The organism is Roseateles sp. (assembly GCF_047654805.1).
Taxonomy (GTDB): domain Bacteria; phylum Pseudomonadota; class Gammaproteobacteria; order Burkholderiales; family Burkholderiaceae_C; genus Pelomonas.
The window spans coordinates 2,924,236-2,950,898 of the sequence record NZ_JASGIV010000001.1 but is presented as its reverse complement, the minus strand read 5'-3'; the positions used below and the strand labels follow the sequence as shown (position 1 = coordinate 2,950,898).

Below are 26,663 nucleotides of genomic sequence, written 5' to 3'. Positions count from 1 at the left end.
TGCGCGCATGACTGACGACGCCCCAGGTTGGTACGGGAAGCTTGCGATGTTGGGTGACTTCGCATCGCGCAGGTTGGCAGCGGACTGTGTGGTGGCCTGCGACCGGTGGCTGGCCGAGTGCGTGCTGGGCAGCCAGCGCGCACTGGGCGAGCAGTGGCTGTCACGCTACCTCGCCGCGCCAGCGTGGCGCTTCGCCTGGGCGCCTGGCGTCATGGACCAGCGCTGGTGGTTCGGCGTGCTGATGCCCAGTTGCGACAACGTCGGTCGCTATTTCCCGCTGCTGGTTGCTCAGCCGAGGGCGGCGCCGCCGGCCGATCGCATCTCGCTGGACCATCTCGACCTGTGGTGGGCACAGTTGGTGGACGCAGCGCTGGCGACGTTGGCACCCGGCGCGACGCTGGAGTCCTTCGAGGCTGCGCTGGAAGCGCTGCCGCCCTGGCCGGGTGCGCTGCCTGTCGTGACGCGAGCGCTGCCCGCCGCGGCCGGACGCGAGGCGTACGCGGTGGCGCAGGGCGCGGCGCTGGCTGGTGTCGTCCGTGGACTGGCTGCTGCGGCCTTGCAGCAGCGCCTGGCCGGTGGCAGCTTCTGGTGGTCGTGCGCGCAGGGGGACAGCGAATGTGCGCTGTTGCCGGGCCTGCCCGCGGCTGACGGGTTTGCAGCGATGCTCGCGTAGCGCGGGAAGCGTGGCTCGCGCAGGCCGCGCCGCGACGGATTCAAGGCTTGGCTGGCGCGGTGAGTTGCCGGCGGATCGCGCCGACGACCCGGGAGTCAGCGCCTGCCAGCATGGCGGTCCGCGCCGCGATGCGACCTTCGCCGTCGAGCAGGATGAGCTCCGCACTGTGATTGAACTCGCCATCGGGCAGGGCGCGGTACTGGAACTTGAGCAGCGCGGCGATCTTGCGTACGGTGGCGGGATCAGTGCGGGCCAGCGTCCACTGGGAGGCGTCCAGGCTGCGCTCCCTGGCCAAGCTCTCCAGCTTGGCGGGTGTGTCGCGTGCGGGGTCGAAGCTGATCAGCAGTACCTTGACGCGCTTGCGCTCCGTCTCGCTCAGCTCGGCTTGCGTGTCGCGTGCGGCGTCGATGAGCATGGGGCAGACGAACTGGCAGGATGTGTAGAACATGCTGACCAGCACCGGCTGGCCGCGTGCGATATCGAGCTTGACGGTACGACCGCGCTGGTCGGTGAGCGTGGCGTCGAGCTGGTAGACGGAGTCTCCAGGCAGGGCGACGGCCAAGCTTGCGAGCCATAGCCAGGCGCAGGCGAGCAGTCGTTTCATCGCGGGATCTCCTGTGCACAGCGAAAGCCCAGGCTGCCGGTGCTATCGGCGGCGCTGAGCGATGAAAGCAGGGCGATGCGCATCAGCACCGCATAGTTGCGGCGGTCCTGCAGGTCGATGGCGCCGGCACCGCAGAACTTGAGCCGGTCGGGGTCACCGGCGCTGCGGCTGTCCGCATTGACGAGCAGGGCGTTGAAATCGTCCACCCATTCCCACACCAGGCCGTGCAGGTCGCGCACGCCATAGACATTGGCCTGGCCGCCCACCGCCGGCAGCGGCCCGCTGGCGGGCCGCGCGTACCAGCCGAGGATGCGGGCGAGCCAGGCGGGGTCGTCGCGCGCATCGATTCGCGTCGGGTCGGCAGCCGCTGCATACTCCCATTCGTACCAGGTCGGCAGCCTCCCGCCCTCGGCTTCGCAGTACGCCTGAGCCGCAAACCAGCTGACCTCGGTCACCGGCGCCGAGGCGTCGTCCAGCTCATGCTGCAAGTAGCCGGCGCCCGCGAACACCGCTGGCGCCCGGCCGGGCTTCCACTCGGGGTGGCTGGCGAGGAAGCGGCGGAACTCCGCGCGGGTGACAGGCGTCTCGCGCAGCTTGAAGGCGGCCACCTGCGTCGGCTCGCGGTCGGTATCACGAGCCAGCACGCTGTTCAGCGTGCCGGCCGGCAGCGCCACATAGGCCGCACCGGCTAGCCCGATCAGCGCGGTGGCGACGCCCATCAATGGCCTGCCTGGTTGGCCGAGGCGGGCTTGGCCGAGCGTTGCTTCTTGACTTCCGCGGCCGAGATGCTGCCGCCCGGGTTGCCCCAGCTGTTCAACACATAGGTCAGGATGTTGGCAACCTCGTCATCGTTGAGCTGGTTCATGGGCGGCATGACGGAGTCGTATTCCTTGCCGTTGACCTTGACCTTGCCGGACAGGCCGTGCAGCACGACATCGATGGCGCGCTTTGGATCCTGGCCCAGCCAGTCGGATTTGGCCAGCGGCGGGAACACGCCGGCCAGACCCGCGCCGTTGGCCTGGTGACAGACCGAGCAGGTGCCGGCGAAAAGCTCGCGCCCAGCAGCGATCTGATCCTGCGGCGTCAGCGTGCCGGTGGCGGCGGCCTGCGTTGCTGTGGCCACGGCCTTCAGGTTGGGGGCGGCGCGGTCACCGAGGTAGACCGAATCGACTTCCTTGCCCGAGTAGATCGCCTTGTCCTCGGGGCCGTCGACCTTCAGGATGGCAAGGGCTCCCTTGTTGAACGCGCGGAAGATGGAGTGATCCACCAGCACGTAGCTGCCGGGAACCTTGGTCTTGAAGTCCACGATGGCGGCACCGCCAGCGGGGATCAGCGTCGTCTGCACGTTCTTTTGTGCCAGCGTGCCCCCCTCGAAGCGCACGTTGTCGAAGATGGCGCCGATGACGTGGAAGCTTGACACCAGGTTGGGCCCACCGTTGCCGACGAACATGCGCACGGTTTCGCCGGTCTTGGCCGTCATCGCGCGCTCGCCGGTCAGGGCGCCTTCGGCGCCGTTGAACAGCACATAGGTCGGACGCTCGTCGATGGCCTTCTCCATGTCGAAGGGCTGCAGGCCCTTCTCGCGGTATTTGCCCGTCGTGTAGAAGTCGCCCTGCATGACGTAGTACTCATGGTCCACCTTGGGCAAGCCCTGGGGCGGTTCGACGAGGATGAGGCCGTACATGCCGTTGGCCACGTGCATGCCCACGGGTGCCGTCGCGCAGTGGTAGACGTAGATGCCTTCGTTGAGCGCCTTGAACGTGAACTGCGATTCGTGGCCCGGTGCCGTGAAGCTGGAGGCAGCACCGCCGCCCGGACCGGTCACGCCGTGCAGGTCGATGTTGTGCGGCATCTTGCTGTTCGGGTGGTTCTTCAGGTGGAACTCCACGGTGTCGCCCTGGCGCACGCGAATGAAGCTGCCGGGCACGGTGCCTCCGAAGGTCCAGAAGGTGTAGCTGACACCCTCGGAGATGGACATCTCCTTCTCGATAACCTCCAGCTCGACGATGACCTTGGCCGGCGACTTGCGCGCTGTGGGCGGCGGCACAAGGGGCGGGCTGGTCAACTGGGCGCGGACGACCGGCAGATTGCTGCCGGTCGGGGCGCTGTGCGCAGGTGCGCTCGCCACTACCCCAGTGGCAAGGGTGGCGAGCAGCAGCAGTCGCTCAAGCATCGGAGTCTCCTTGGTCTCTGGTTGCGGGGGGCAGGCTAGGGCGGTCCGCCCGGTATTGCCTTGCGCAAGATCAAGTTTGTTGACGCGCGTGCCGACGGCTATGCTCACTCCGCCCGTCACACTCCCAAGTACTTGGCATGCGCGCAGCTTTCAGCCTCCTCGCCCTCGTCGTCGTTGCGGCCATCGTGCTGACGCTGGCCAAGAAACAGGCCACGGCGCTGAAGCCGCCAGCGGCAGGCGCTTCCGCCGCCGGCACGACGGTGCCGCAGCCCCAGGCCGTCGGCCAGCAGGTGCAGAGCAGCATCGATGATGCGGCCCGGCGTGCAGCCGAGGCCGCGTCGGCCGCGACGAACTGAGGCCGGGGCCTGTGCCCGGCCACAAGCTCTTCTTCGCACTGCGGCCGGACGAGGAGACGGCCGAGCGCATCGCCCGCGTCGTCACAGTCGAGCACGAGGCGCGCGGTCTGCAGGCCCGGCTGCGGCCCAGCCGCATCTTCCACATCACGCTGCATTACTTCGGCTATTTCGATGGTGAGCCCGACGAACGAGTCGTCGAGCTGGCCAGCCGGGCCGCCGGCGAGCTGTCTTGGCCGGCCTTCGACCTGGGCTTCGACCGCTTCATGAGCTGGGGTGGTGAGCGTGCAGCCAAGCACCCTTTCGTACTAACCGGTGGCCAGGGCCTGGAGGCCGTTCGCGAGCTGCGCGACGCCCTGCTCCAGCGCCTGGTTGCCCACGGGCTGGCGGCGCCGGAGCGCGACTACGAGCCGCACTTGACGCTGCGCTACGACAAGCGCGCCGCGCCCGCGTGGGAGATCGCGCTGCGCGGATGGATCGCCAGCGAGTTCGTGCTGGTGAAGAGCCCCCAGGGCCTGACGCGACACGACGTCATTGCGCGTTGGCCGTTGCAGGCCTGAGGCCCGCTCCTACAAGCGGTGCCGCTTCCTGCCGACCGCGGCGTCGGCTGAGCATTGCCATCATGAACCGTCCGTGCAAGGAGATTCGGCCATGATCATCAAGCCCCTGATCGCACTCATCGCCACTTCGGCCCTGGCTTTGAAACTGCTCCAGCATATGGGCCGCAGTCAGCGGCAGCGCCGCGTGCGCCACGAGCGCCGTCAGCATCGCGACGACGTCGGCCGTTGGGAGGCCGAGGGTGGCAATCTGCCGCCGGCCGGGCCGGTGGGCGAGGCACCGCCCAGGCGTCGCGTCAGCCGTCGATGACGGCCTGGGCCAATGCCCGTACGCTCAGCGGCGCGGAGCCTTCCGCCTTGTTGGATATGGTGACGAAGGCATCCTGGCCCGCACCCGCCGTGCCGCGAATGACACGCGCCAACTCGGCGCGGGTGTCCGGGTCGGGGTCCAGCATCTTGTTGAATTCCCCGTAACGCTTCTCGGCATCTTCATAGCCATAGGGGCCGTGCAGGCGATTCAGGTTCCAGCGCACCACCAAAGGTCCGGGCCACAGCGCGCGCAGCAGCGGTAACTGCTCCGAGACCGGTGGCAGCTTGGGGTGCAGGCCCAGGCAGTAGCGCGCACCGGCGTCGCGCAGCAATGCGACGAGATCGGCCGTCAGCCATGCCGCGTCGCGCACCTCCACGGCGATGACGCCGGCCGGCGGTTTTGGCAGGCCTAGCAGCAGCGCATGTAGCAGGTCGAACTGCTCATTCATGCGTGCCAGCCGCTGGGCGGGCAGGGGACTGAGCTGGAAGACCAGGGCACCTATCGTCCGGCCCAGGCCCTCGTAAGCCGGGGCTATGAAGTCCTGCAGTGCCGTCGTGGGGTCCAGGAACAGCGGGTTGGGCTGCTGGCCGCGGCCGTCCTCGCTGCGCAGTAGTGAGTCCGTCACGAGGCTGGGCGCCTTCACCGTGAAACGGAAGCCCGCCGGCACTTGTTCGGCATGGCGCTGGAACTCCGCTGCTGCCAGCGGCCGGTAGAAGCCGCGGTCGATGCCTACGGCGCGCAGCAGCGGATGTGCAGCGTAGGCGGGGAGGCCGGTCTTGGACAGCGTGGCCTCGCCGTGCCGGCCGGTCCAGACCAGACCTTGCCATCCGGGGTAGCTCCAGGTCGATGTGCCCAGGTGCACATGGGGCGACAGCGCGGCGGCTAGCGCCAGGTCCTCGGGCGCGGGCCGCATGGGCAGCACGCCGCGCGGGCGTTTGGCGGGCAGTTCGCCGCCGAAGAGTTCGTCCTGCATCAAAACATGAGGAGTTTCAGCAGCACGAGGTTGACGCCCAACACGGCCAAGGCCGTGGGCCACTGTGCACGGATGACGGCGTTCCTGTCCTTGAGCTCCAGCAGCGCGGCTGGGATGATGTTGAAGTTGGCGGCCATGGGCGTCATCAACGTGCCGCAATAGCCACAGAACATGCCGATGGCTGCCATCACCGCAGGGTTGCCATGGTGCATGCCCAGCAAGATGGGAATGCCTATGCCCGCGGTCATGACCGGGAAGGCCGCGAAGGCATTGCCCATCACCATCGTGAACAGCGCCATTCCCAGCCCATAGGCGACGACGGCCATCCACGGGTTGTCGACAGGCAACGTGGTCGTCGCGATGCTGGCCACAGCCTTGCCTACGCCGGCATCCGTGAAGAGCAGGCCGAGCGTCGCCAGCATCTGCGGCAGGATGACGGCCGGTCCCATCGTCTCCAGCAGCCGGCGCGACTCGTGCAGGGCTTGAACCGGGCGCTCGCGCGTCATGCGCAGGGCGGCTACAAGGCCAACGAGGGATCCCAGGCCCACGCAGACCAGCGTCAGGTGCCGGGTTTCGATCAGTAGCAGGCTGCCGACATGCACCTCCTTCAGCGTCAGGCTGCCCACCAGCGCCAGCGTGGAAATGGCGAGGATGGGCAGGAAGAGCCTGTTGCCATGCCGGCTCGCGCTGGCTTGGCGCTCAACCGGCTCGCGAAGCGCGTGTCTGCCGATGCCGACGCCGCCCAGGCCGCCCAGTGCCGCGAGCGCGACGACGATGAGGCCGGCACTGATCGGCGGCAGCCAGTCGCCTGCGAGGTAGATGACGGCGTACAGGCCCCAGAACAAGCCACTGGTCCAGCGCCGCGGATTGCTGCGGTCGCGCCAGGTCAGCGCTGCAATGGCGGCCAGCGCCAGGCCCACCAGCAGCGTGAACTGGTCGAGATTGAGCAGCGATGGGGGCGTCATTTCTCCTCCCTGGCGCAGGCGTGGGCGATGTCCCGGGGCAGGCGATGATCCAGGTGGATCAGGCGCGCTGCGTGGATGAGGAAGGCGGCGATGGCCGTCGGGATGCCCCACAGCGCGATGTGCAGCGGGTCTGTGACGATGCCGTTCTCGGCCAGGAAGGTCTGCATCAGCACGATGGAGCCGAAGGCAACGAAGATGTCCTCGCCGAAGAACAGGCCCACGTTGTCCGTCGCTGCGGCCATGGCCTTGCAGCGGTCGCGCACCGCTTGCGGCAGCGGACCGTGGACTTTCTCCGCGGCGGCCTCGGTCATCGGCGCCACCAGCGGTCGCACCATGGGCGCGTGGCCGCCCAGCAGCGTCAGGCCCAGCGCTGCGGCGCCCTCGCGGACGAACAGGTAGACCACCAGCAGCCGGCCCGCAGTGGCTGAGCGGATGTCGGCGATCCAGGCCTGGGCACGCTCGCGCAGGCCGTGGCGTTCCAGCAGGCCGATGACGGCCAGGGGCAGCAGCAGCGTCAGCGGCAGGTTGCGTGTCTTCACGAAGCCGCTGCCGAGCTTGGCGAGGATGAGGTCCAGCGGAAGCCTGGCCGCAAGGCCCGTGGCGATGCCTGCCGCCGTGACGACCAGCACCGGGTTGAATCGCAGCACGAAGCCGATGATGACGACGGCGACGCCGATCAGTGGCCAGAGGGAGGCATCTTGCATGTTCAGGTGCGCAGCTCGACGCCGGCGTCGGTGAGGGCTTTGTGTATGGCGTGGGCGAAGGTGAGGGCGTGCGGGCCGTCGCCGTGCAGGCAAAGGGTCTGGGCCTGCAGCGGGACGGTCTCGCCGGAGACGGCGATGACGACGCCGTCGCGCACCATGCGCAGCGTGCGGGCGACGGCCTCGTCGACATCGTCGACGAGGGCGCCGGGCTGGCTGCGCGGTACCAGGCTGCCGTCGGCTCGGTAGCCGCGGTCGGCGAACACCTCGGCCACCGCGCGCAGGCCGGCACGTTCGGCCGCCCGGAGCAGTTCGCTGCCGGCCAGACCGTACAAGGCGAGGCCGGAGTCGACAGCGCGCACGGCCGTGGCAACGGCGTCGGCCAGTGCCGGATTGCGCGCGGCCTGGTTATAGAGGGCGCCATGGGGCTTGACGTGATGCAGCCGCCCCCCGGCCGCGCGTACTAACGCGTCCAGCGCACCGATCTGGTAGATCAGGTCGGCACGTACGTCGGCCGGGTCCAGCTGCATCTCGCGGCGGCCGAAGTGCTCGCGGTCGGGGTAGCTCGGGTGGGCGCCCAGCGCAACGCCGCGCGCCAGCGCTGCGACAACGGTGGATTGCATCAGCCGCGCATCGCCCGCATGCCAGCCACAGGCGATGTTGGCGGAACTGACGAGGGTCAGCAGTTCGGCGTCGTCGGGCGCGCCTTCGCCGAGGTCGGCATTCAGATCGACATGCATAAGGCAGTCCTCAGTTGGTCCAGCCTGGCCTGGCGCTCGCGCAGCGCCGCGACGGCCTCATCCACGCCGCAGGGTATGAAGCGCAGTGTGGCGCCCAGGCGCAGCTGTGCGAGCTTCCACAGGTCGGCGCGGATGACGACGGCGATCTTGGGATAGCCGCCGGTGGTCTGTGCATCGGCCAGCAGCACGATGGGCTGGCCAGCCGGAGGTACCTGGACCACGCCCGGCAGCACGCCATGCGAGGCCAGCTCGCCGCCGTGCGCGCGCTGCAACTCGGGGCCGGCGAAGCGATAGCCCATGCGGTTGCTCTGTGGTGTCAGCCGCCAGTCGGTGGCCCAGAACGCTGCGCGCGCGGTGGCTGGGAAGTCGTCGTGCTCAGGCCCGGGTAGCGCGCGCACGGTGGCGTCCCAGTCAGGCGGCGCCAGGCCGATGCGGCGCGAGGGCAGGTCGGTGGATGGTGCTGGCTGCACGGGCAGCCGGTCGCCGTCGCGCAGCGCCCGGCCATTCAGCCCGCCAAAGCCCGCCTTGAGGTCGGTACTGCGCGAGCCCAGCACCGGTTCGACGGCGATGCCGCCCGAAATGGCCAGGTAGCTGCGCATGCGCCCATGTGGCGCGGCAATCCTCAGCGTCTGGCCGGCCAGCACAGGCTGGCGCCACCCGGGCCGCAGCGCGCGGCCGTCCAGCAGGGCATCGGAATCGGTGCCGGTGACGGCGATGCAGCAGTCTGCATCGAAGCGCAGCGTGGCGGGGCCTAGCGTGAACTCCAGTCCGGCGGCGTCGGGTGGGTTGCCCACGAGCAGATTGCCGTGGATCAGCGCCAAGTCGTCGAGCGCCCCACAGCGGCTGATGCCGCGGTCGCGCCAGGCCTCGCGGCCGAGATCCTGCACGGTGGTCAGCGGACCGGCCCGCATCACTTCGATCATGGCAGCTCGGTCATGGCAACCCGGTCTGTGGGCTCGGGCACGAAGCGCACCCGGTCGCCGGGCGCCAGTAGCGTCGGCGGCTCGGACAGGGGGGCGAACAGGGACAAGGCCGTACGGCCGATGAGCTGCCAGCCCCCGGGCGTGGCCAGCGGATAGATGCCCGTCTGAGCACCACCTATGCCGACGCTGCCAGCAGGCACGCCCACGCGCGGCTCGGCACGGCGTGGCGTGTGCAGGGACTCGTCCAGGCCGCCGAGGTAGGCGAAGCCGGGCTGAAAGCCGATGAAGTAGACGACGTACTCCGCTGCGGTGTGGCGGCGCACCACCTCGTCGGTCGACAGGCCGCAGTGTGCGGCGACGTTGGCGAGGTCGGGGCCGTCCACGCCGCCATAGCGGACCGGGATGTCGATCCGGCGGCCGAGCCGGTGGGCGCGCAGAGGCCGGCCCCATAGTGCGCGGACGGTGTCCTCCAGGTCGGCGACCTCGGTCTGCAAGGGGTCGAAGAGCAGCGTCAGGTTGTTCATGCCCGGGACCAGCCCCTGCACGCCGGCCACTTTGGCGAGATCGGCGGCCAACTGCCAGAAACGCTGCTGCTGCGCCAGTGACGCGGGCGGCGGCAATGTGCAGCACAGCGCCGCTTCGCCGAGAGGGTGGACGGCCAGGGTGGTCATTGGCGAGAGCATGCCATGGGTAAACTGCCGGCCCTGATGACCGAGCCCCTCTTCACGCCCGCCGACGAGTACGCGATGCGTCTTGCGCTGGACCAGGCCCACAACGCCTGGCTGGTGGGCGAGGTGCCGGTGGGGGCCGTCATCACGCGTTCCACGCCCGAGGGGCCACAAGTCATTGCCACCGGCTACAACCGCCCCATCACGACGCATGACCCGACGGCCCATGCCGAGATCGTCGCGTTGCGCCACGCCGCCACGTTGCTGGAGAACTACCGGCTGCCGGAGTGCGAGCTCTACGTGACATTGGAGCCTTGCGCGATGTGTGCGATGGCGTTGATGCATGCGCGCTTCAAGCGCGTCGTGTTCGCCGCGCGTGATCCCAAGACGGGAGTGGCCGGCTCCGTCATCGACCTGTTCGGCCACGCGCAGCTCAACCACCATACGCGCATAGAAGGTGGGCTGATGGCCGAGCCCGCAGCCCAGTTGCTGCGGGACTTCTTCAACGAGCGCCGCGAGGCCGCGCGTGCGCGCCGCGCACGCAATGCCGAATCAGGTCAGGGCCTGATCCCGACCGGCGAAGCCACGCACCTGGACGAATCCTGATGTCATCCCTCACGTTGTTCACGCCGGCCGGCGCCGTCGCCAAGGCCGAGAACCTGAAGCGTGCCGCCAAGCGGCTGGCGCAACTGGGTTTCGAGGTCAGCATCGATGCTGACGCGCTGTCCAGGCACCAGCGTTTTGCCGGTGACGACGCGACCCGCCTCGCGGCCCTGCATCGCATTGCTGACGCGGCGCCGTCGGTGGCGCTGGCCACGCGCGGCGGCTACGGCCTGACCCGGCTGCTGGATCAGATCGATTGGGGCCGCATCGCGCACAGCGTCGAGCACGGCACGCGCTGGGTGGGGTACAGCGATCTGACCGCGCTGCAAAACGGCTTCATCGCCCGCCACAAGGGCCTGGCCATGTGGTCCGGCCCGCTGGCCTGCGATGACTTCGGCCGCAGCGATGCGGATGGCGGCGTCGACGAGGTCACGCGCGACTGTTTCCTGGAAGCCATGAGCGGCGCGCTGGAGGCTGTTGGCTTTCGGGCGCCGACCGCCGACTTCGACGGCCTGGAGGCGCGCGGACGACTGTGGGGCGGCAACCTGACGGTGCTTTGCTCGCTGCTGGGCACGCCGCACTGGCCCAAGGTCAAAGGCGGCATCCTGTTCCTGGAAGACATCAACGAGCATCCCTACCGTGTTGAGCGCATGCTGCTGCAGCTGCAGCAGGCTGGGGTCATCGACGCGCAGGCGGCCGTGCTGCTGGGCGACTTCAGCGGCGCAGCCAAGTCCCCGCTTGACCGTGGCTATGGCATCAAGGATGCAGTCGCTGCGCTGCGCGGCCGTACCAAGACGCCGGTGCTCACCGGCCTGCCCTTTGGCCATGTGCGCACCAAGGTCTGCCTGCCGGTGGGGGCGACGGTCGAGTTGTACGTGCAGGGCCGCGAGGCCATCCTGGGGTGGCAGTCGGACGCGCGGCTGGCCCACGGCCACCATCACCATCACTGAAGACACCCCGGGTTTCCACAGCGCCTTCGCTGCGCTGTCCAGGCGGGTTGTCCGTCTATGATTCCTGCCACCGCCCCGGCTCCGCCGGGGCGTCGTGTTTTGAGGGTGCTTCGGTGGCGGGAATCGGCAGGGGGTGGATCGGGCAGAGTCTGGGCGCGCTGGCGCTTGCCCTGCTGGCCGGCTGCAACAACAGCCCCTATCCCCATGGCGCCGAGCGGGAAAACACGCTCTACATGGCTTTCGCCGAGCGCTCGCCGCGTTACCTGGACCCCACGTCCTCCTACACGGCCCCCGAGAGCACCTATACCTACGAAATCACCGAGCCGCCCTACGGTTATCACCCGCTCAAGCGCCCCTACACGCTGATCCCGCGAGCCGCCTCCGAGCTGGCCAAGCCGTACTTTCTGGACGCCCAAGGCCGTCGCCTGCCCGACGATGCGCCCGATGAGCAGATCGCGCAGGCGGTCTACGACATCCCCATCCGCGCGGGCCTGAAATGGGCGCCGCATCCGGCCTTCGCCACGGACGCGGCGGGGCATTACCGCTACCACCACCTCAGGCCCGGCGAGCTGGGCGACAAGCGTAGCCCCTTCGAGTTCGACCATCTGGGCACGCGCGAGGTGGTGGCCGAGGACTTCGTCTACGCGCTCAAACGCCATGCCAGCCCGCGCATCGAGGCACCAGTGGCGGCGGTGTTCTCCGAGCATGTACTGGGCCTGCGCGACTACATGGCACTGCTCAAGCGTGAGAGCGACAAGCAGTTGGCAGGACTGCCCGAGAACCTGGCTGACAAGCCCTTTCTGGACCTGCGCCGCTGGCCGCTGGCCGGCGCCGAGGCGGTGAATGATCACCTGCTGCGTATCCGCCTGAAGGGCCGCTATCCGCAGTGGCAGTACTGGCTGGCCACGGCCTTCGTGTCGGCCATTCCCTGGGAGGTGGACGCCTTTTACTCCCAGCCCGGCATGGCCGCCAACTCGTTGACCTGGAACCAGTGGCCGGTGGGCAGCGGCCCCTTCATGATGACGGAGTACGTGCAGGACCGTCGGCACGTGATGAGCCGCAACCCCAACTACCGCGTCGAGACCTACCCCTGCGACGGCAGCCCCGGTGACGCCGAGGCCGGACTGCTTGCCGACTGTGGCAAGCGGGTCCCCTTTGTGGACAAGATTGTCGCCACCAACGTCAAGGAAAAGGTGCCCATCAAGGAGCTCTTCAAGCAGGGCTATCTGGACCTGCCCGAGATGGACCGCGCCGACTGGGGTGTCAACCTCGCCGTGGATCGCGACGACTCGGACGATGTGCATGCATTCTTCGAGCAGCGCGGCTTCCAACTGCCGATGGCTACCGACATCAGCAACTGGTATCTGGGCTTCAACTGGCTGGACCCGGTCATCGGCAAGGGCGACACGCCAGAGCAGCAGCGGCGCAACCGGGCGCTGCGCCAGGCCATCTCCATCGCCATCGACTGGGAGGAGGGCTATGGCCGCATTTTCCGCGACAAGGGTGGCGACGCGGCGCAGGGACCTATTCCTCCCGGTGTGTTCGGCTCCAAGGAGGGCCAGCCCGGTGAGTACAACCCGGTCACCCACCGTCTCGTCAACGGCAAGCCAGTGCGGCGGCCCATCGAGGACGCGCTGCAGCTGATGGTCGAGGCCGGCTATCCCGGCGGCCGCGACGCGAAGACCGACAAGCCGCTGGTGCTGAACTACGACTTCCAGCGCGTCATCACGCCCGAGCTCAAGGCCGAGAACGACTGGATGGTGCGTCAGTTCGCCAAGCTCGGAATACAGCTGGACATCCGCGCAACCGATTTCAACCAGTTCCAGGAGAAGATCCTCAAGGGCAAGCACCAGATCTTCTGGTGGGGCTGGTTCGCCGACTACCCGGATGCCGAGAACTTCCTGTTCCTGCTCTATGGTCCCAACAGCAAGAGCCTGCACGAGGGCGAGAACACGGCCAACTACGCCAGCCCTGAGTTCGATCGCCTCTACCGCAAGCTGCAGTCGCTGGAGGACGGGCCCGAGAAGGCCGCCGTGATGGCGCAGATGAACGACATTGCGCGCCAGGATGCGCCCTGGGCGTGGGGCTACTGGAGCTATTCCGGCCTGGCCTTCCAGCGCTGGGTACACAACGGCAAGCCGGGCGTTGTTGTGCGCGACCGTGCGCGCTGGCTGCGCGTGGACGTGGACGAGCGCGCGCGCAGCATCGCTGCGTGGAACCGCCCGGTCTGGTGGCCGCTGCTGGCGCTGGCGGCCGGGGCGCTGGCCGTTCTTTTCGCGACGCGGCGCGCCTGGCGCGCCCGCGAGGCCGCCACGGCGCTGGCGCCCGTCGCGAAAGGGGCGCGCTGATGCTTGGTTTCGTGCTGCGTCGCCTGGGCTATGGCCTGGCCATCCTTGTCGGTGTCAACCTCTTCACCTTCGTCCTGTTCTTCTCGGTCAACACGCCCGACGACATGGCGCGGCTGAACATCGGTGGCAAGCGCGTGACACAGGAGCAAATCGACAAGTGGAAAGTCGAGCGCGGCTATGACAAGCCGCTCTACTACGACGCCAGCAAGGTCGGTACGGAGCGCGTGACGCACACCATCCTGTGGGAGCGTTCGGTCAGCCTGTTCGCGCTGGACTTCGGCAGGAGTGATGCGCGCCAAGCCGTCAACATCGGCCACGAGATCAAGGTGCGCATGGGTGTGAGCCTGCAGCTGGCGCTGCCCCTATTCATCCTGCAAGTCATCGTCAGCGTCGCCTTTGCACTGCTGCTGGTGTTCTTCAGGCACAGCCGCATCGACTTCTGGGGCGTCGTGCTGTGCGTGCTGATGTTGTCGATCAGCAGCCTGTTCTACATCATCGTGGGCCAGTTCCTGTTTGCCCGCGTGCTCAAGCTGGTGCCGATGAACGGCTTTGCGCCGGGGCTGGATGCCATCAAGTTCCTCGCCTTGCCCATTCTCCTGTCGCTGCTGAGCCGGCTGGGCGGCGAGGCGCGCCTGTACCGCGCGATGTTCCTGGAGGAGATGGGCAAGGACTATGTGCGTACCGCGCGCGCAAAGGGCCTGTCCGAGGGGCGAGTGCTGAGTCGGCATGTGCTGCGCAATGCGCTCATCCCCATCATCACCAGCGCCGGCAGCTACCTGCCCTATGTCTTCCTGGGCAGTCTGGTGTTCGAGAGCTTCTTCGGCATCCCGGGCCTGGGCGCCTTCGTCATCGAGGCCATCACGGGCCAGGACTTCGCCATCGTGCGCACGATGGTTTTTCTCGGCGCGCTGCTCTACATCGCGAGCAATGCGCTGATCGACATCGCTTACACGTGGGTGGATCCCAGGGTGCGGCTGCAATGAAGTTCGTCCTCCTGTGGACCGACCTGGCGCTGTGGCTGCTGACTGCTGCCGTGCTGGCCTACGTCTGGCGCGTGAAGGCCCAGGTCCATCTGCGTGCGACTTGGCGCCGCGTGCTGCGCGACCCGGTCGCGGCCTGCGCCGGCGTCGTCATGGGGCTTTTCCTGCTCGTCACGCTGGTGGACAGCCTGCACCTGCGCCGCGCGCTACCGACGACGGACGGCAGCACGGTTTACGACACGCGCACGTTGTCCGTGCTGGACCTGCTGCTGCAACGCCAGATCGCCATGCGCGAGGTCAGCTACTCGCTGCCGCTGGGCACGCATGGCTTCAACAAGGAGAGCAGCGTTGGCGCGAATGGTGAGGTGCATCGTGCCTACCCGCGCCTGCAGTTCGGCGGCGCCCATCTGGCGGACCCGGCTATGCAGTGGACCGCGGACGTCGCGACCCGCGCTGGCGTTGGTTTGCTGGGCGGCCTGGCACTGGCCGTGGCGCTGGTTGCGCTGACCGCGGCAGGCCTGGCCCGGCAGCACGACGGTTGGCGGCATGCACTGGCCGATCTGGCGGCCGACCGCACGCTCTACCCGTTGCGCGCCATCCTGCTCACGCTGGCCGTCATCCTCTTGCTGGCCGGCCCGGTCATCGCGCTGATGCCGCATTACCACGTGTTCGGCACGGACCGCACTGGAAACGATGTGCTGGTGCAGGCGCTCAAGAGCGTGCGCACAGCCTTCGTCATCGGCGCGCTGTCCACGCTGGCGACGCTGCCGTTGGCGCTGCTGCTGGGTGTGCTGGCCGGCTACTACAAGGGCTGGGTGGATGAAGCCATTCAGTACGTCTACACGACGCTCAGCTCGGTGCCCAACGTGCTGCTGATTGCGGCCTGCGTGTTGATGGTGCAGGTGTTCTTCGACAAGAACCCGGAGTTGTTCGAGACAGCGGCAGAGCGCTCGGACGTGAAGATGCTGATGCTCTGCCTCATCCTCGGCCTGACCGGCTGGGCCGGGCTGTGCCGCCTGGTGCGTGCCGAGACGCTGAAGCTGCGCGAGCTGGACTATGTTCAGGCCGCCACGGCCTTCGGCGTGGGCGACCTGCGCATCATGGCTCGTCACATCGTGCCCAACGTCATGCACCTGGTGCTGATCACGGTGGTGCTGAGCTTCTCCGAACTCATCCTCTACGAGGCCGTGTTGACCTACATCGGCGTTGGCGTGGACCCCCTGATGAACAGCTTCGGCAGCATGATCAATCTCGCGCGCGCCGAGATGTCACGTGATCCGGTGGTCTGGTGGAGTTTCGCGGCAGCCTTCGGTTTCATGGTGGGGCTGGTGCTGGCTGCCAACCTGTTCGCCGACGGCGTGCGCGACGCCTTCGACCCCAAGGCGCGCTCGGTCCGGCCGCGCATCTTCCCGCGCAGGAAGGCGGCCGCGGATGCTTGAGATCGCAGATCTCCAGGTGGAGCTGGATGCCGACGCCGGTCTCGTGAAGGCCATTGCAGGCATGCGGCTCGCCCTGTCGCGCGGCGAAACCTTCGCGCTGGTGGGGGAGAGCGGTTGCGGCAAGAGCATGACGGCGTTGGCGTTGATGCGACTGCTGCCCGAGAACGGCCGTGTGGCTGGTGGCGCCGTGCGGCTGGACGGGCAGGATCTGCTGGCCCTGCCCGAGGGGCGTATGCGCGATGTGCGGGGTAGCCGCATTTCGATGATCTTCCAGGAGCCGTCGACCAGCCTGAACCCGGTCATGCGTGTCGGTGACCAGATCGTCGAGGCCATCGAGGCCCACACCAAGCTGCGTGGCAAGGCGGCGCGTGCCAAGGCCATCGACTGGTTGGCGCGGGTGGGTATCCCCGAGCCCGAGCGCCGGATCGACGACTACCCATTCCGCCTCTCGGGTGGCCAGAAGCAACGCGTGATGATCGCCATCGCTCTGGCCGCCGAGCCGGACTATCTGGTCGCCGACGAGCCCACGACGGCGCTGGACGTGACCATCCAGGCGCAGATCCTGGACCTGATCCGTGATCTGCAGCGCGAACGCCAGTTGGGCGTGCTGCTGATCACGCACGATCTGGCCGTCGTCAGCGGCATGGCCCACAGGGTGGCGCTGATGTATGCGGGGCAGATCATCGAGGTCGCGCCGGCAGCCGAGTTCTTTGCGGCGCCCAGGCACCCCTATGCGAGGCTGCTGCTGCAGGCGCTGCCGGATGCCAGGCGACGCGGCCAGCCGCTGGCGGCCATCGCCGGCACCGTGCCGCCGCTGTGGCAGGCCTTCGCGGGCTGCCGCTTCGCGCCACGCTGCGACAAGGTCATGCGCCATTGCGCTGGCACGCCGCCGGAGCTGACCGACGAAGGTCCGCAGCATCAGGTGCGCTGCCTGCTCTACAGCCAGCCCGGCGATGCGTTGCCGCGCGCACCGGCCTCGGCCAGGGACTCTGCGCCTGCGCCGCTGGCGCCGGGCGAGCCGCTGCTGGACGTGCGCGATCTGCGCGTGCGCTTCATGCTGAAAACGCCACTGCTGCACAGTGGGCCGCGCCACTTCGATGCCGTCGACGGCATCTCCTTCCAGTTGCAGTCCGGCCGCACGCTGGCCCTGGTGGGGGAGTCTGGCTGTGGCAAGACGACCTCGGGCAAGGCCATCGCGCAGTTGCTGCGCCGCCAGGCTCGCATCAGCGGCCAGGCCCTCTTCGAGGGGCAAGACCTGTTCAAGCTGCACGGCCAGGCCCTGCTGCAGGCGCGGCGCCATATCCAGATCATCTTCCAGGACCCCTTCGCGTCGCTGAACCCGCGCATGCGCGTCGCCGACGTGCTTGAGGAGGGCCTGATTGCACTGCGCCCCGAGTTGGACGCTGGCCAGCGCCAAGCTCGCCTGCAGGCGCTGGTGGACCAGGTCGGCCTGCGCCGTGACGCCTTGCAGCGCTGGCCCCACGAGTTCTCCGGCGGCCAGCGCCAGCGCATCGCGATCGCCCGTGCGCTGGCCGTCGAGCCCAGGCTCATCGTCTGCGACGAGCCCACCTCGGCGCTGGACGTGTCAGTGCAGGCCCAGATCCTGAACCTGCTGCGCGAACTGCAGCGCGAGCAGGGCCTTGCCTATCTCTTCATCACGCACAACATCGGCGTCGTGGAGTACATCGCCGACGACATCGCGGTCATGCAGGCGGGCCGGATCGTCGAACGGGGAGGCTGTAGCGAGGTTTTCGGACAGCCTCGCGAAGGCTTCACGAAAGCTCTGCTCGCGGCGGTGCCGCGATTGCTCGTACCCGCCTCGTAGCCTCGTCGCGCGCCGGCAACGGCGTGAGGGGTGACTCTAGGGGGGTGAGAGGTCTCATTCCCTTTTGAATCAATAACTTAGATGGGCATTTTGCTTGCCTAGAGGGCTTTCCTTGGGCTGCCGCAATGTTGCGCCCGCACAAACTTTCGGCACCTCAGATCTGAGCCGATCGCTCAGATCAAGGCATCGGCCCTACCCGGGCCTGCACCGCCGGAGAAACACGGCGGGTCCACCATCTTCAAGGAGTCCCCATGTTCAAGAAGACCACCATCACGAGTGCCGTCCTGGCGTTGGCCGCGACCAGTGCGATGGCCCAGGATGCACAGAAACTCGAGCGCATCGAGATCACCGGCTCCAGCATCAAGCGCATCGACGCTGAAACGGCCGTGCCGCTGACCGTCGTGACGCGCGAGTCCATCGACAAGTCCGGCGCGTCGAATGTGCAGGAGCTGGTGGATCGACTCAGCTCGAACAATGGTGGTGGCCGTTCGCTGGGCGAGTCCATCGGCGACTCCAACGCCACCGGCCAGACAGGTGCGTCGCTGCGCGGCCTGGGCCGCGAGCGCACGCTGGTGCTGCTGAACGGCCGTCGTCTGGCGATCTATCCCTTCGCCGGCGCGGGTGTCGACCTGAATGCCATCCCGCTTGCTGCCATCGAGCGCATCGAGATCCTGCGCGACGGCGCCTCGTCGACCTATGGCTCCGACGCCATCGGCGGCGTCATCAACTTCATCACGCGCAAGGACTTCCGCGGCGGCGAAGTGACGGCCGGCTACGAGCAGCCCCAGCATGTCGGCGGCAAGATCGCATCGGCCCAGGGGGGCATCGGCTTCGGCGACCTGTCCAAGGACAAGTTCAACGTACTGGGGACGTTCAGCTTCCAGGAGTACGACGTCATTCACGCGGCGGACCGCGACTTCGCCAAGACCGGCAACCGTCCTGACCTGGGCGTCGTCAAGTCCTCGGGTAACACCTTCCCGGCGAATGCCTACAACGCCCAGACCGGGGCCTACATTCCCGGCGTTGCCGGTTTCCCGAACTGCGCGCCGCCTGACAGCTTCCCTGGTGGGTCCAACTGCCGCTACGACTACACCAGCAAGATCGACATCGTGCCGGCGTCCACCCGTATCGGGGGCCTGCTGCGAGGCACGGCCGAGCTGAGCGCCGACCACCTGCTGTTTGCCGAGCTGTCCTACTCCAGGAACGAGATCATCCTGGGTTCATCGCAGACTCCGTCCAGCACTTCGGGCCGTGATGACTACTACTATCCCGCTGGCGGCAAGTACTACCCCACTGCTGCCGTGGACGCGTCGTCCAGCAAGGGCTACCGCGGCGACCTCGTCATCGCCTGGCGTATCGTCGATGGCGGCCAGCGCCTGACCAAGGTCACCAACGACATGACCCGCGCGCTGGTCGGCGCGGAAGGGGTGCTGGCAGGTTGGGACTACAAGGTCGGCCTGATGCGTGCCCAGTCCAAGGCCAGCGAGGACTTTCTGACCGGCAACTTCTCCGACACGCAGCTGGTGCGTGTGCTGAAGACCGGCAACGTCAACCCCTTCGGTCCCAACGATGCCACCGGCCTCGCGCTGTTGAAGGAGGCCGAACTGCACGGCAACAATCGTGCGTCCAAGACGACCCTCGACGCGTTCGACTTTTCGCTGTCGCGGGAGCTGTTTGCGCTGCCGGGCGGCAATGCTGCGCTGGCCGCCGGGCTGGACCTGCGCAAGGAAAAGTACCTCGACGGCTACTCCGAGATCGCCGGCTCGGGCGACATCGTCGGCGGTTCCGGCACGGCCGGCAAGGTCAACGGCGAGCGCAAGACCCTGGGTGTGTATGCCGAGATGAACCTGCCCGTCATCAAGAACCTCGAGCTGAATGCGGCCGTGCGCGCCGACCGCTACACCGGCGCGTCGGGCTCGTCGCGCGACGGTTCCTTCAGCTCGCCCAACCTGTCCTCCACCAGCCCCAAGGTCGGCCTGCGCTGGACACCGATGAAGGAGCTGCTCGTGCGCGGCTCCTACGGCAAGGGCTTCCGCGCCCCGGCGCTGGACAACCTCTACGCCCCGTCGTCGCTGACGAACACGGGCGGCAACTTCAACGATCCGTACTACAACACCCTGGTGGGCTGCGCCAGCAAGCCCAACACCAACTACTGCGACACGCAGCTGACGGTGCAGAACAACAGCAACCGCAACCTCAAGCCCGAGAAGTCCAAGACGGCCTCGTTCGGCGTAGTGTTCGAGCCGATGAAAGACCTCTCGCTGGAGGTCGGCTACTTCAGCATCAAGATCACCGATGGCATCAAGGCGCTGTCCGGGGACGACATCTTGAAGGACTGGTACAAGAACCAAACCGGCCCGACGACCAGTTCGTCTGTCTACGCCAGCCGCCTGATCAAGAACGCCCAGGGCTATCTCGACTACGTCAAAGCCTCGCTCGAGAACGTTGGCCAGGCGACGGCGCAAGGTTTCGACCTGTCGGCCAAGTACCGCGTGCGCACCGACGTCGGCACGTTCACGCCGGCCTGGGAGGCCACGGTCGTCACCAAGAGCAGCGAGACCAACGTCGTGACCGGCGAGGTCGAAGACAACCTGGGCAAGTATCTGCGCGGCGGTCCGGTGGTTCGGGTCAAGCAGAACATCAGCCTCGACTGGGACACCAGCGCCTGGGCGGCTGGCGTGCGCTACTTCCGCCAGAGCGGCTATCAGGACTACGACGAGGTGCATCATGTGCCCAAGTACGATCTGTGGAGCCTGCAGGGGCAGTACAAGGGCATCAAGAATCTGGTGCTGACGGCTGGCGTGCTGAACCTGCTCGACAAGAAGCCGCCGGTGACGGTCCAGGAGGACTATTTCCAGGTCGGTTTCGACCCGACCTACGCCGACGTCAAGGGGCGCAGCTTCTACGTGCGCGCCAATCTCAAGTTCTGATCCTCACTGGTTCAACGCAATCCGGCAGGCCTGCGGGCCTGCCGCTTGTGCTTGCTTGTGTCCCGCCTACCCATGGACTACCTCAATCCGGCCCTCGACCTGCGTCGGCTCAACGCGGAGTTCGGGCGCGATCGCCGCTTGCTGATCCGCGATTTCTTCAAGCCGGACGTGGCCGATGCCCTGGCTCGCGCCGTCGAGGCCATCGACTGGAGCCTGTGCTACCGCGACGCCCAGGGGGACAGGCGACTGACGGGAGAGCAGCTCCGCGGCCTTGATGCCGCCCAGCGGTCCTATCTGACGGATGGCATCGTCGAGGTCGCGCGCCGCCAGTTCCAGTTCTCCTTCTATACCCACTCCCTGGCTGATGAGCTGCACCGGGGTGATACCGGGCTGCTGGCTCGGTTCATCCGCTGGATGGCCGATGAAGCGTTCCTGTCGGTGATGCGCGGCATCACTGGCATCCAGGAGATCAATCGTGTGTATGCACAGGCCACCATGTATGCGCCAGGGAGCTTCCTGCTTGCCCACGACGACCACGTTGACGTGGAGGAGCGGCGACTGGCCTACGTCATCAATCTGACCCGGCAGTGGCGACCCGACTGGGGAGGGCTGCTGAATTTCAGCGACCGCGACGGCAGCGTGAGCGAGAGCTTCTTCCCGCATTTCAACTCGTTGTCGGTGTTTGCGGTACCGCAGACCCACTTCGTCTCCTACGTGCCTCCCTTTGCCCAGGGGCAGCGCAACGCCATCACGGGCTGGCTGATCGCGGCCTGAGCTGCGCTCATTTGTGACCGGATGCATGTAATCACCCTGTTCCTCTTGCCCGGGTTAGCCCCAGGCAGTAGCCGGAAACCCGGGGGCTAAGATGACGCGTGGCCAGGTTTGGCCGGAGGTGCGGTTTGCTGCACCTGGTTCGTGGCGATGAAACGTATGCCCGACGGCTCTGTGCCACCGGGCGTTTTTTTTGGCTCGAGCAGGTGTAAAGCTGCTTTACACACCCGGCCGGACTGCGTGTTTTCGACGAGGCGGATTCGTTCCCTCCGCGATCTAGAATGCACGCCCTTCGGGGACCAGTTGACGGCAGGAGCGCAACTTCCGCCGTGGCGGTGGCCGCTTCCAGAGAAGAAGTCATTGACTGTGATTTGTAGTTGCAAGAAGGAGCGCGCATGAATTTTGCGCAGGAGAAGCAGGGCGCGTCCCGGTTCACGGGCTTCGGTATCGTGGTCCTGATCCACGTCGTCGCCATCTATGCACTGGCCAGCGGCCTGGCGCGCGATATCGTCAAGAAGGTCACCGGCCCTATCGACGTCAAGGTCATTGAAGAGAAGGTCAAGCCGCCGCCGCCGCCCGAGAAGGTGGTGCCGCCGCCGCCGGATCTCAAGGCCCCGCCGCCGCCCTTCGTGCCGCCGCCCGAGTTTCAGGTGACTGCACCGGCGCCGCCGGCCCCGGCGATCCAGTCCACCCAGGTCGCTCCGCCGGCCGTGGCTGAGATTCGTCCCGCTCCGGCGCCGGCGCCCGCTGCGCCGGCGCCGGCGCCGCGCCCGGCCAAGATCACCGCTGGCATGGTTTGCACCAAGATGGGCAAGCCGGAAATGCCGTCGGTCAACTGGAGTGGCGAAGCCCTCTACAAGGCTGTGGCCACCGTCAAGGCAGGCCGTGTGACGGCCGTCGAAATCACCTCGCTGCGTGGCGGTGTGGATCGCAAGGCGCAACGTGCCTTGGTCCAGGCCATCGAGGCGACCCTGCGTGAGACCTATGAATGCCCGGGCGATCACGTGTTCGAGCAGGAGTTCCAGTTCAAGATCGAATAAGACCCGCTTCGAATCCGGCGCCAGTAGGGCGCATTCAGAACCGCATAAACCAGAATCTTTCCCTAGGAGTTGACTCCATGATTTCTCGCATCACCGGCTTCCTTGCCGCCATCGCCATGGCCGCGACCCTGGCTGTTTCGCCCGCCCACGCGCAAGATCAGAAGCCGGCCGACGCCGCCTCGGCCGCCGTGGTTGAAGACGCCGCTGCTCAAGCTCCTGCCGCTGCCGCCGCGCCCGCCAAGCAAGACAACCCCTACAGCCTGGCCAACATCGTTGCCCACGGCAACGTCGTCGACCAGGTCGTGCTGTTCATCCTGGCCATCATGTCCATGGGCTCCTGGTACATCCTGGTAGTCCGCCTGTGGGACACCAGCAAGCTGCAATCCGAAGCCAAGGAAGTCCGCGCCTCCTTCTTCAAGAAGGCCAGCCTGGCTGACGGCGTCAAGGCCCTGAAGGAAGAAAGTGCCTTCCGCTACATCGCCACCACCGCCATCGAGGCTTCGGAGCACCATGAAGGCGCCCTGACCGAGAACATCGACCACAGCAGCTGGGTCACGATGAACGTTGACCGTGCCGTTGCCGACGTCAACACCAAGATCTCGGCCGGCCTGGGCTTCCTGGCTACCGTCGGTTCGACCGCTCCCTTCATCGGCCTGTTCGGTACCGTGTGGGGCATCCTGAACGCGCTGACCGCCATCGGTGTGGCCGGCCAGGCTTCCATCGACAAGGTTGCCGGCCCCGTGGGCGCTGCGCTGATCATGACCGCCATCGGCCTGGTCGTCGCCGTGCCGGCCGTGCTGGGTTACAACTGGCTGGTCAACCGCAACAAGACCGTCATGGCCCTGGTCCGCTCGTTCGCTGGCGACCTGCACGGCGTGCTGATGGGCAACCGCGCCGTCGCCAAGCGCTAAACCCTGAGCTGAAGCTCGTACAGGAGCCAATGCAATGGGCATGAACGTCGGATCCTCCTCCGGCGAGGACGAGGTGGTCTCGACCATCAACACCACGCCCCTCGTGGACGTGATGTTGGTGATGCTGATCATCTTCCTCATCACCGTGCCGGTGGTGACGCAATCGATCGCGGTGAACCTGCCGAAGGAAACCAACATCATCCGCGTCACCAAGCCGGAGAACATCGAACTCTCGGTCAGCAAGGACGGCGACGTCTACTGGGGCACCAAGCTGATTCCCGACATGGAGGAGCTGGTACAGCGCCTTGGCAAGGAATCGGTCAAGAACCCGCAGCCCGAGGTGCATATCCGCGGCGACGACAAGTCGCGCTACGAGTCGGTCGGTCGCGTGATCTTCGCCTGCCAGCGCGCGGGCATCATGAAGATCAACTTCGTCACCGAGCCGCCGGCTCGTGGCGGCTGATCCCAGGAGTCAAGCATGGGAATGAATGTTGGAAGTTCTTCGGGAGGCAGCGAACCCGAAGTCATGATGGACGTCAACACGACGCCGCTGATTGACGTGATGCTGGTGCTGCTGGTGATGCTGATCATCACCATCCCGATCCAACTGCATACGATCAACCTGGACATGCCGCCGCCTAGCTCGAATCCGCCGCAGCAGGACCCGGTCGTGCACACGGTGATGATCGACTTTGACGGCACGATCTACTGGGACGAGAACGCGCTGCCTAACCTGGACGCGGTCAACGCCAAGATGCAGGAGATCGGCGCCATGACCATCAGCGATCAGCCGGAAATCCACATCAAGCCGAACAAGCTGGTGGACTACGGTGTCGTTGCTGCTGTGATGGCCTCGGCCCAGCGCAACAGCGTCAAGAAGATGGGCATGGTCGGTAACGAGCAATACGTCAAGTGACGTGACCTCGGGACCGCTGACACCGATACTGTGATGCGCGCTGCCCGAAAGGGCGGCGCGTTTTTGCTTTGCAGGAGAGCAAGTTGAAGACTTTGAAAACCATGGTGGCTGTCGCCGTTGGCGCCCTGGCCCTGTCCCTGAATGGCGCGCCCGGTGCCGAGTTCGGCTTCAGCCAGGCCGTCGCCCAGGACAGCGTGCGCAAGGAAGTCGGCACACCGCTGACCGAGGCCAGCAAGTTCGTCAAGGCCGGCAAGTACAAGGAAGCGCTGGCCAAGCTGCGCGAGGCCGAGGCCGTGGGTGGCCGTACCGCGGGCGAGAACAATGCGATCGAAGGCGTGCGTTTCTCCGCCGCGATGGGCGCCAACGAGCCCGACACGATGGCCCGCTCCTTCGACGTGCTGAAGGGAGCCGGCAAGCTGTCGCAAGCCCAGCAGCTGCAGTACATGGAAGCCATCGCCGGCACCTATCTGCGCAACCGTGACAACGCCAAGGCCCTGAACTGGGCGCAGCGCTACTTCAAGGAAGGCGGCAACAGCCCCACCATGAAGCAGGTGCAGCAGAACGCCCAGTTCCTGTCCGGCGACATGACGGCCACCATCAAGGACACGCTGGACGAGATCGCCGCTGACGAGCGCGCCGGCCGTGCCCCGTCCAAGGACAAGCTCAACCTGCTGCTGTTCGCGGCCCAGAAGAAGGGTGACGCGAATGCCGAGGCGGTCGCGACCGAGAAGCTGCTGAACTTCTACCCAGATCCCAAGCTCTGGGCCCAGATCCTGGGCAGCCTGCCGCAGAAAAAGAGCTTCGACAGCAACCGCTTCCAGCTCGACCTCTACCGCCTGCGCCTTGCCACCGGAAACATGTCGCGCGGTGCCGAGGACTACATGGAGATGGCACAGCTTGCGGCCCAGGCCGGCTATCCGGAGGAGGGCAAGCAGGTCGTCGACAAGGGCTTTGCCGCCAACGTGCTGGGCCAGGGTGCCGAAGGTGCCCGCCACAAGCGCCTGGCCGACCTGATGGTCAAGAAGATCGGCGAGGCCAAGGCTTCCGCAGCGACCAACGAGAAGGCCGCCAGCGATGCCAAGGACGGCAACGCCTTCGTGACCCTGGGCCTGGCCAATGCCTTCGGCGGTAACGCCAAGAAGGGCATCGAGCAGATCGAGCAGGGCATCGCCAAGGGCAACCTGAAGCGCCCCGAGGACGCTAAGCTCTACCTCGGCCTTGCCCACATGCTGGCTGGTGAGACGGCCAAGGCCCAGGCCGCTTGGAAGAGCGTCAAGGGCACGGACGGCGCGGCCGATCTGGCTCGACTGTGGATCATCCAGTCGCGCAAGCGTTGACCACCTGACGGCTGCGCCGGCCCCTCAAGGGGCCGCTGATGGCCTGGCAATGCCAGTTCCATGGCGGCCGCCGGGTTGTCGGCAGAGCTGAGATTGAAACGGAACGGGCCTGGTGAATCCAGGCCCGTTTCACTTTCGGCTCAGCGTTGGCGAATCACTTCGGCGCCATGCGGATCGCGCCGTCCAGGCGGATCACTTCGCCGTTGAGCATGTCGTTGGTGACGATCTGATGCACCAGCTTGGCGTAGTCCTCCGGCCTGCCCAGCCGGCTGGGGAAGGGCACGCTGGCAGCCAGCGCATCCTGCACCTCCTGCGGCATGCCGAACAGCATGGGCGTGCCGAAGATGCCGGGGGCGATGGTCATGTTGCGGATGCCGTTGCGGGCCAGGTCGCGGGCGATGGGCAGCGTCATGCCCACCACGCCTCCCTTGGACGCGGCGTAGGCCGCCTGGCCGATCTGGCCGTCGTAGGCGGCGACCGAGGCCGTCGAGATCAGCACGCCACGCTCACCGGTGGGCTCGGGTTCGTTCCTGGCCATTGCCTCGGCGGCAAGGCGAATCATGTTGAAACTGCCGATCAGGTTGACCGTGATGGTCTTGCTGAAGGCTGCCAGCGGATGGGCACCGTCCTTGCCGACCGTCTTGATGGCCGGCGCAATGCCGGCGCAGTTGACGAGGCCCGCCAGCTTGCCCAGGCCCGTTGCAGCGGCCACGGCCGCTTGGCCATCGGCCTCCTGGCTGACGTCGCACTTGACGAAGACGCCGCCGATCTCGGCCGCGACCTGTTGGCCGCGTTCGGCCTGCAGGTCGGCGATGACGACCTTGGCGCCGTGGGCGGCCAGCATGCGGGCCGTGCCTTCGCCGAGGCCCGAGGCGCCGCCGGTGACGATGAACACCTTGCCTGCGATTTCCATGATGAGGATCTCCTGGGTTGATTGGTTGACGTAAACGTCAATTGTGGACGACAAAAAAGC

The 26,663-nt window shown here is 66.9% G+C and carries 27 protein-coding genes; 17 read left to right on the top strand and 10 right to left on the bottom strand.

Annotated features, from left to right (window positions below; all coding sequences use genetic code 11):
* Positions 1–7: 7 nt before the first annotated feature.
* Positions 8–673 (top strand): type VI secretion system-associated protein TagF, encoded by a 666-nt coding sequence (gene tagF / locus QM732_RS13320; protein WP_415656613.1) that lies wholly within the window; start codon positions 8–10, stop codon positions 671–673.
* Between the two features lie 40 nt (positions 674–713).
* On the opposite strand, the gene QM732_RS13315 is transcribed toward tagF, so the two are convergent.
* From QM732_RS13315 to nirK, 3 genes are read right to left on the bottom strand one after another with little or no spacing between them, the layout of a single operon-like run.
* Positions 714–1,277 (bottom strand): SCO family protein, encoded by a 564-nt coding sequence (locus QM732_RS13315; RefSeq protein ID WP_415656612.1) that lies wholly within the window; start codon positions 1,275–1,277, stop codon positions 714–716.
* Positions 1,274–1,996 (bottom strand): formylglycine-generating enzyme family protein, encoded by a 723-nt coding sequence (locus tag QM732_RS13310; RefSeq protein ID WP_415656611.1) that lies wholly within the window; start codon positions 1,994–1,996, stop codon positions 1,274–1,276. The genes QM732_RS13315 and QM732_RS13310 overlap by 4 nt, the downstream gene beginning before the upstream one ends.
* The gene (gene nirK / locus QM732_RS13305) at positions 1,996–3,450 is read right to left on the bottom strand and encodes a copper-containing nitrite reductase (RefSeq protein ID WP_415656610.1); all 1,455 of its coding nucleotides are present in this window, start codon (positions 3,448–3,450) and stop codon (positions 1,996–1,998) included. The genes QM732_RS13310 and nirK overlap by 1 nt, the downstream gene beginning before the upstream one ends.
* 137 nt (positions 3,451–3,587) lie before the next feature.
* Between nirK and QM732_RS13300 the strand changes: the two genes are divergently transcribed.
* The 3 genes from QM732_RS13300 (at position 3,588) to QM732_RS13290 (ending at position 4,670) form a co-directional block, all read left to right on the top strand.
* Entirely contained in the window at positions 3,588–3,806 is a 219-nt protein-coding gene (locus QM732_RS13300; RefSeq protein WP_415656609.1) for a hypothetical protein, read from the top strand.
* 11 nt (positions 3,807–3,817) lie between these two features.
* Entirely contained in the window at positions 3,818–4,363 is a 546-nt protein-coding gene (locus QM732_RS13295; RefSeq protein ID WP_415656608.1) for a 2'-5' RNA ligase family protein, read from the top strand.
* Positions 4,364–4,454: 91 nt separating this feature from the next.
* Positions 4,455–4,670: a hypothetical protein gene (locus tag QM732_RS13290; RefSeq protein ID WP_415656607.1), complete on the top strand. Its 216-nt coding sequence runs from the start codon at positions 4,455–4,457 to the stop codon at positions 4,668–4,670.
* Here the strand turns inward: QM732_RS13290 and QM732_RS13285 are convergent.
* From QM732_RS13285 to pxpB, 6 genes are read right to left on the bottom strand one after another with little or no spacing between them, the layout of a single operon-like run.
* Entirely contained in the window at positions 4,657–5,643 is a 987-nt protein-coding gene (locus tag QM732_RS13285) for a DUF72 domain-containing protein (protein WP_415656606.1), read from the bottom strand. The genes QM732_RS13290 and QM732_RS13285 overlap by 14 nt on opposite strands.
* The gene (locus QM732_RS13280; protein WP_415656605.1) at positions 5,643–6,608 is read right to left on the bottom strand and encodes a DUF979 domain-containing protein; all 966 of its coding nucleotides are present in this window, start codon (positions 6,606–6,608) and stop codon (positions 5,643–5,645) included. Before QM732_RS13280 ends, QM732_RS13285 begins: the two co-directional genes overlap by 1 nt.
* Positions 6,605–7,312, bottom strand: coding sequence for a DUF969 domain-containing protein (locus QM732_RS13275; protein ID WP_415656604.1), 708 nt, complete (start codon positions 7,310–7,312; stop codon positions 6,605–6,607). The genes QM732_RS13280 and QM732_RS13275 overlap by 4 nt, the downstream gene beginning before the upstream one ends.
* Before the next feature lie 2 nt (positions 7,313–7,314).
* A complete protein-coding gene (pxpA, locus tag QM732_RS13270) occupies positions 7,315–8,049 on the bottom strand; it encodes a 5-oxoprolinase subunit PxpA (protein ID WP_415656603.1) in 735 nt (244 codons plus the stop codon).
* Entirely contained in the window at positions 8,034–8,972 is a 939-nt protein-coding gene (locus QM732_RS13265; protein ID WP_415656602.1) for a biotin-dependent carboxyltransferase family protein, read from the bottom strand. The genes pxpA and QM732_RS13265 overlap by 16 nt, the downstream gene beginning before the upstream one ends.
* Complete coding sequence (gene pxpB / locus QM732_RS13260; RefSeq protein ID WP_415656601.1) at positions 8,969–9,643, bottom strand: 5-oxoprolinase subunit PxpB; 675 nt, start codon at positions 9,641–9,643, stop codon at positions 8,969–8,971. Before pxpB ends, QM732_RS13265 begins: the two co-directional genes overlap by 4 nt.
* Positions 9,644–9,679: 36 nt before the next feature.
* On the opposite strand from pxpB, the gene tadA reads away from it, so the two are divergent.
* The 13 genes from tadA (at position 9,680) to QM732_RS13195 (ending at position 25,690) form a co-directional block, all read left to right on the top strand.
* Positions 9,680–10,246, top strand: coding sequence for a tRNA adenosine(34) deaminase TadA (tadA, locus tag QM732_RS13255; RefSeq protein ID WP_415656600.1), 567 nt, complete (start codon positions 9,680–9,682; stop codon positions 10,244–10,246).
* Positions 10,246–11,193, top strand: coding sequence for an LD-carboxypeptidase (locus QM732_RS13250; protein WP_415656599.1), 948 nt, complete (start codon positions 10,246–10,248; stop codon positions 11,191–11,193). The genes tadA and QM732_RS13250 overlap by 1 nt, the downstream gene beginning before the upstream one ends.
* 113 nt (positions 11,194–11,306) lie before the next feature.
* A complete protein-coding gene (locus tag QM732_RS13245) occupies positions 11,307–13,541 on the top strand; it encodes an ABC transporter substrate-binding protein (RefSeq protein ID WP_415656598.1) in 2,235 nt (744 codons plus the stop codon).
* Complete coding sequence (locus QM732_RS13240) at positions 13,541–14,524, top strand: ABC transporter permease (RefSeq protein WP_415656597.1); 984 nt, start codon at positions 13,541–13,543, stop codon at positions 14,522–14,524. The genes QM732_RS13245 and QM732_RS13240 overlap by 1 nt, the downstream gene beginning before the upstream one ends.
* Entirely contained in the window at positions 14,521–15,960 is a 1,440-nt protein-coding gene (locus QM732_RS13235; protein WP_415656596.1) for an ABC transporter permease, read from the top strand. The genes QM732_RS13240 and QM732_RS13235 overlap by 4 nt, the downstream gene beginning before the upstream one ends.
* The gene (locus tag QM732_RS13230) at positions 15,953–17,785 is read left to right on the top strand and encodes a dipeptide ABC transporter ATP-binding protein (protein WP_415656595.1); all 1,833 of its coding nucleotides are present in this window, start codon (positions 15,953–15,955) and stop codon (positions 17,783–17,785) included. The genes QM732_RS13235 and QM732_RS13230 overlap by 8 nt, the downstream gene beginning before the upstream one ends.
* A 251-nt stretch (positions 17,786–18,036) precedes the next feature.
* Positions 18,037–20,715 carry a TonB-dependent receptor gene (locus QM732_RS13225; RefSeq protein WP_415656594.1) on the top strand — a complete coding sequence of 893 codons (2,679 nt, stop codon included), beginning with the start codon at positions 18,037–18,039 and terminating at the stop codon, positions 20,713–20,715.
* Between the two features lie 72 nt (positions 20,716–20,787).
* Positions 20,788–21,489, top strand: coding sequence for a 2OG-Fe(II) oxygenase (locus QM732_RS13220; protein ID WP_415656593.1), 702 nt, complete (start codon positions 20,788–20,790; stop codon positions 21,487–21,489).
* A gap of 392 nt (positions 21,490–21,881) precedes the next feature.
* Positions 21,882–22,526: an ABC transporter substrate-binding protein gene (locus QM732_RS13215; protein WP_415656592.1), complete on the top strand. Its 645-nt coding sequence runs from the start codon at positions 21,882–21,884 to the stop codon at positions 22,524–22,526.
* Between the two features lie 77 nt (positions 22,527–22,603).
* Positions 22,604–23,437 carry a MotA/TolQ/ExbB proton channel family protein gene (locus QM732_RS13210; RefSeq protein ID WP_415656591.1) on the top strand — a complete coding sequence of 278 codons (834 nt, stop codon included), beginning with the start codon at positions 22,604–22,606 and terminating at the stop codon, positions 23,435–23,437.
* A gap of 34 nt (positions 23,438–23,471) precedes the next feature.
* Positions 23,472–23,900, top strand: a complete 429-nt coding sequence (locus QM732_RS13205; RefSeq protein ID WP_415656590.1) for an ExbD/TolR family protein — start codon at positions 23,472–23,474, stop codon at positions 23,898–23,900.
* Positions 23,901–23,915: 15 nt separating this feature from the next.
* The gene (locus QM732_RS13200) at positions 23,916–24,353 is read left to right on the top strand and encodes an ExbD/TolR family protein (protein ID WP_415656589.1); all 438 of its coding nucleotides are present in this window, start codon (positions 23,916–23,918) and stop codon (positions 24,351–24,353) included.
* An 83-nt stretch (positions 24,354–24,436) separates the two neighbouring features.
* Positions 24,437–25,690 carry a hypothetical protein gene (locus tag QM732_RS13195; RefSeq protein WP_415656588.1) on the top strand — a complete coding sequence of 418 codons (1,254 nt, stop codon included), beginning with the start codon at positions 24,437–24,439 and terminating at the stop codon, positions 25,688–25,690.
* 154 nt (positions 25,691–25,844) lie between these two features.
* Here the strand turns inward: QM732_RS13195 and QM732_RS13190 are convergent, their stop codons facing one another.
* A complete protein-coding gene (locus QM732_RS13190; protein WP_415656587.1) occupies positions 25,845–26,603 on the bottom strand; it encodes a 3-hydroxyacyl-CoA dehydrogenase in 759 nt (252 codons plus the stop codon).
* Positions 26,604–26,663: the final 60 nt, after the last annotated feature.

Bases quoted from the DNA above. Each gene is read 5' to 3' on its own strand.
- tagF (WP_415656613.1), top strand. From the start codon at position 8: ATGACTGACGACGCCCCAGGTTGGTACGGGAAGCTTGCGATGTTGGGT.
- QM732_RS13315 (WP_415656612.1), bottom strand. From the start codon at position 1,277: ATGAAACGACTGCTCGCCTGCGCCTGGCTATGGCTCGCAAGCTTGGCC.
- QM732_RS13310 (WP_415656611.1), bottom strand. From the start codon at position 1,996: ATGGGCGTCGCCACCGCGCTGATCGGGCTAGCCGGTGCGGCCTATGTG.
- nirK (WP_415656610.1), bottom strand. From the start codon at position 3,450: ATGCTTGAGCGACTGCTGCTGCTCGCCACCCTTGCCACTGGGGTAGTG.
- QM732_RS13300 (WP_415656609.1), top strand. From the start codon at position 3,588: ATGCGCGCAGCTTTCAGCCTCCTCGCCCTCGTCGTCGTTGCGGCCATC.
- QM732_RS13290 (WP_415656607.1), top strand. From the start codon at position 4,455: ATGATCATCAAGCCCCTGATCGCACTCATCGCCACTTCGGCCCTGGCT.
- QM732_RS13285 (WP_415656606.1), bottom strand. From the start codon at position 5,643: ATGCAGGACGAACTCTTCGGCGGCGAACTGCCCGCCAAACGCCCGCGC.
- QM732_RS13280 (WP_415656605.1), bottom strand. From the start codon at position 6,608: ATGACGCCCCCATCGCTGCTCAATCTCGACCAGTTCACGCTGCTGGTG.
- QM732_RS13275 (WP_415656604.1), bottom strand. From the start codon at position 7,312: ATGCAAGATGCCTCCCTCTGGCCACTGATCGGCGTCGCCGTCGTCATC.
- pxpA (WP_415656603.1), bottom strand. From the start codon at position 8,049: ATGCATGTCGATCTGAATGCCGACCTCGGCGAAGGCGCGCCCGACGAC.
- QM732_RS13265 (WP_415656602.1), bottom strand. From the start codon at position 8,972: ATGATCGAAGTGATGCGGGCCGGTCCGCTGACCACCGTGCAGGATCTC.
- pxpB (WP_415656601.1), bottom strand. From the start codon at position 9,643: ATGACCACCCTGGCCGTCCACCCTCTCGGCGAAGCGGCGCTGTGCTGC.
- tadA (WP_415656600.1), top strand. From the start codon at position 9,680: ATGACCGAGCCCCTCTTCACGCCCGCCGACGAGTACGCGATGCGTCTT.
- QM732_RS13250 (WP_415656599.1), top strand. From the start codon at position 10,246: ATGTCATCCCTCACGTTGTTCACGCCGGCCGGCGCCGTCGCCAAGGCC.
- QM732_RS13240 (WP_415656597.1), top strand. From the start codon at position 13,541: ATGCTTGGTTTCGTGCTGCGTCGCCTGGGCTATGGCCTGGCCATCCTT.
- QM732_RS13235 (WP_415656596.1), top strand. From the start codon at position 14,521: ATGAAGTTCGTCCTCCTGTGGACCGACCTGGCGCTGTGGCTGCTGACT.
- QM732_RS13230 (WP_415656595.1), top strand. From the start codon at position 15,953: ATGCTTGAGATCGCAGATCTCCAGGTGGAGCTGGATGCCGACGCCGGT.
- QM732_RS13225 (WP_415656594.1), top strand. From the start codon at position 18,037: ATGTTCAAGAAGACCACCATCACGAGTGCCGTCCTGGCGTTGGCCGCG.
- QM732_RS13220 (WP_415656593.1), top strand. From the start codon at position 20,788: ATGGACTACCTCAATCCGGCCCTCGACCTGCGTCGGCTCAACGCGGAG.
- QM732_RS13215 (WP_415656592.1), top strand. From the start codon at position 21,882: ATGAATTTTGCGCAGGAGAAGCAGGGCGCGTCCCGGTTCACGGGCTTC.
- QM732_RS13210 (WP_415656591.1), top strand. From the start codon at position 22,604: ATGATTTCTCGCATCACCGGCTTCCTTGCCGCCATCGCCATGGCCGCG.
- QM732_RS13205 (WP_415656590.1), top strand. From the start codon at position 23,472: ATGGGCATGAACGTCGGATCCTCCTCCGGCGAGGACGAGGTGGTCTCG.
- QM732_RS13200 (WP_415656589.1), top strand. From the start codon at position 23,916: ATGGGAATGAATGTTGGAAGTTCTTCGGGAGGCAGCGAACCCGAAGTC.
- QM732_RS13190 (WP_415656587.1), bottom strand. From the start codon at position 26,603: ATGGAAATCGCAGGCAAGGTGTTCATCGTCACCGGCGGCGCCTCGGGC.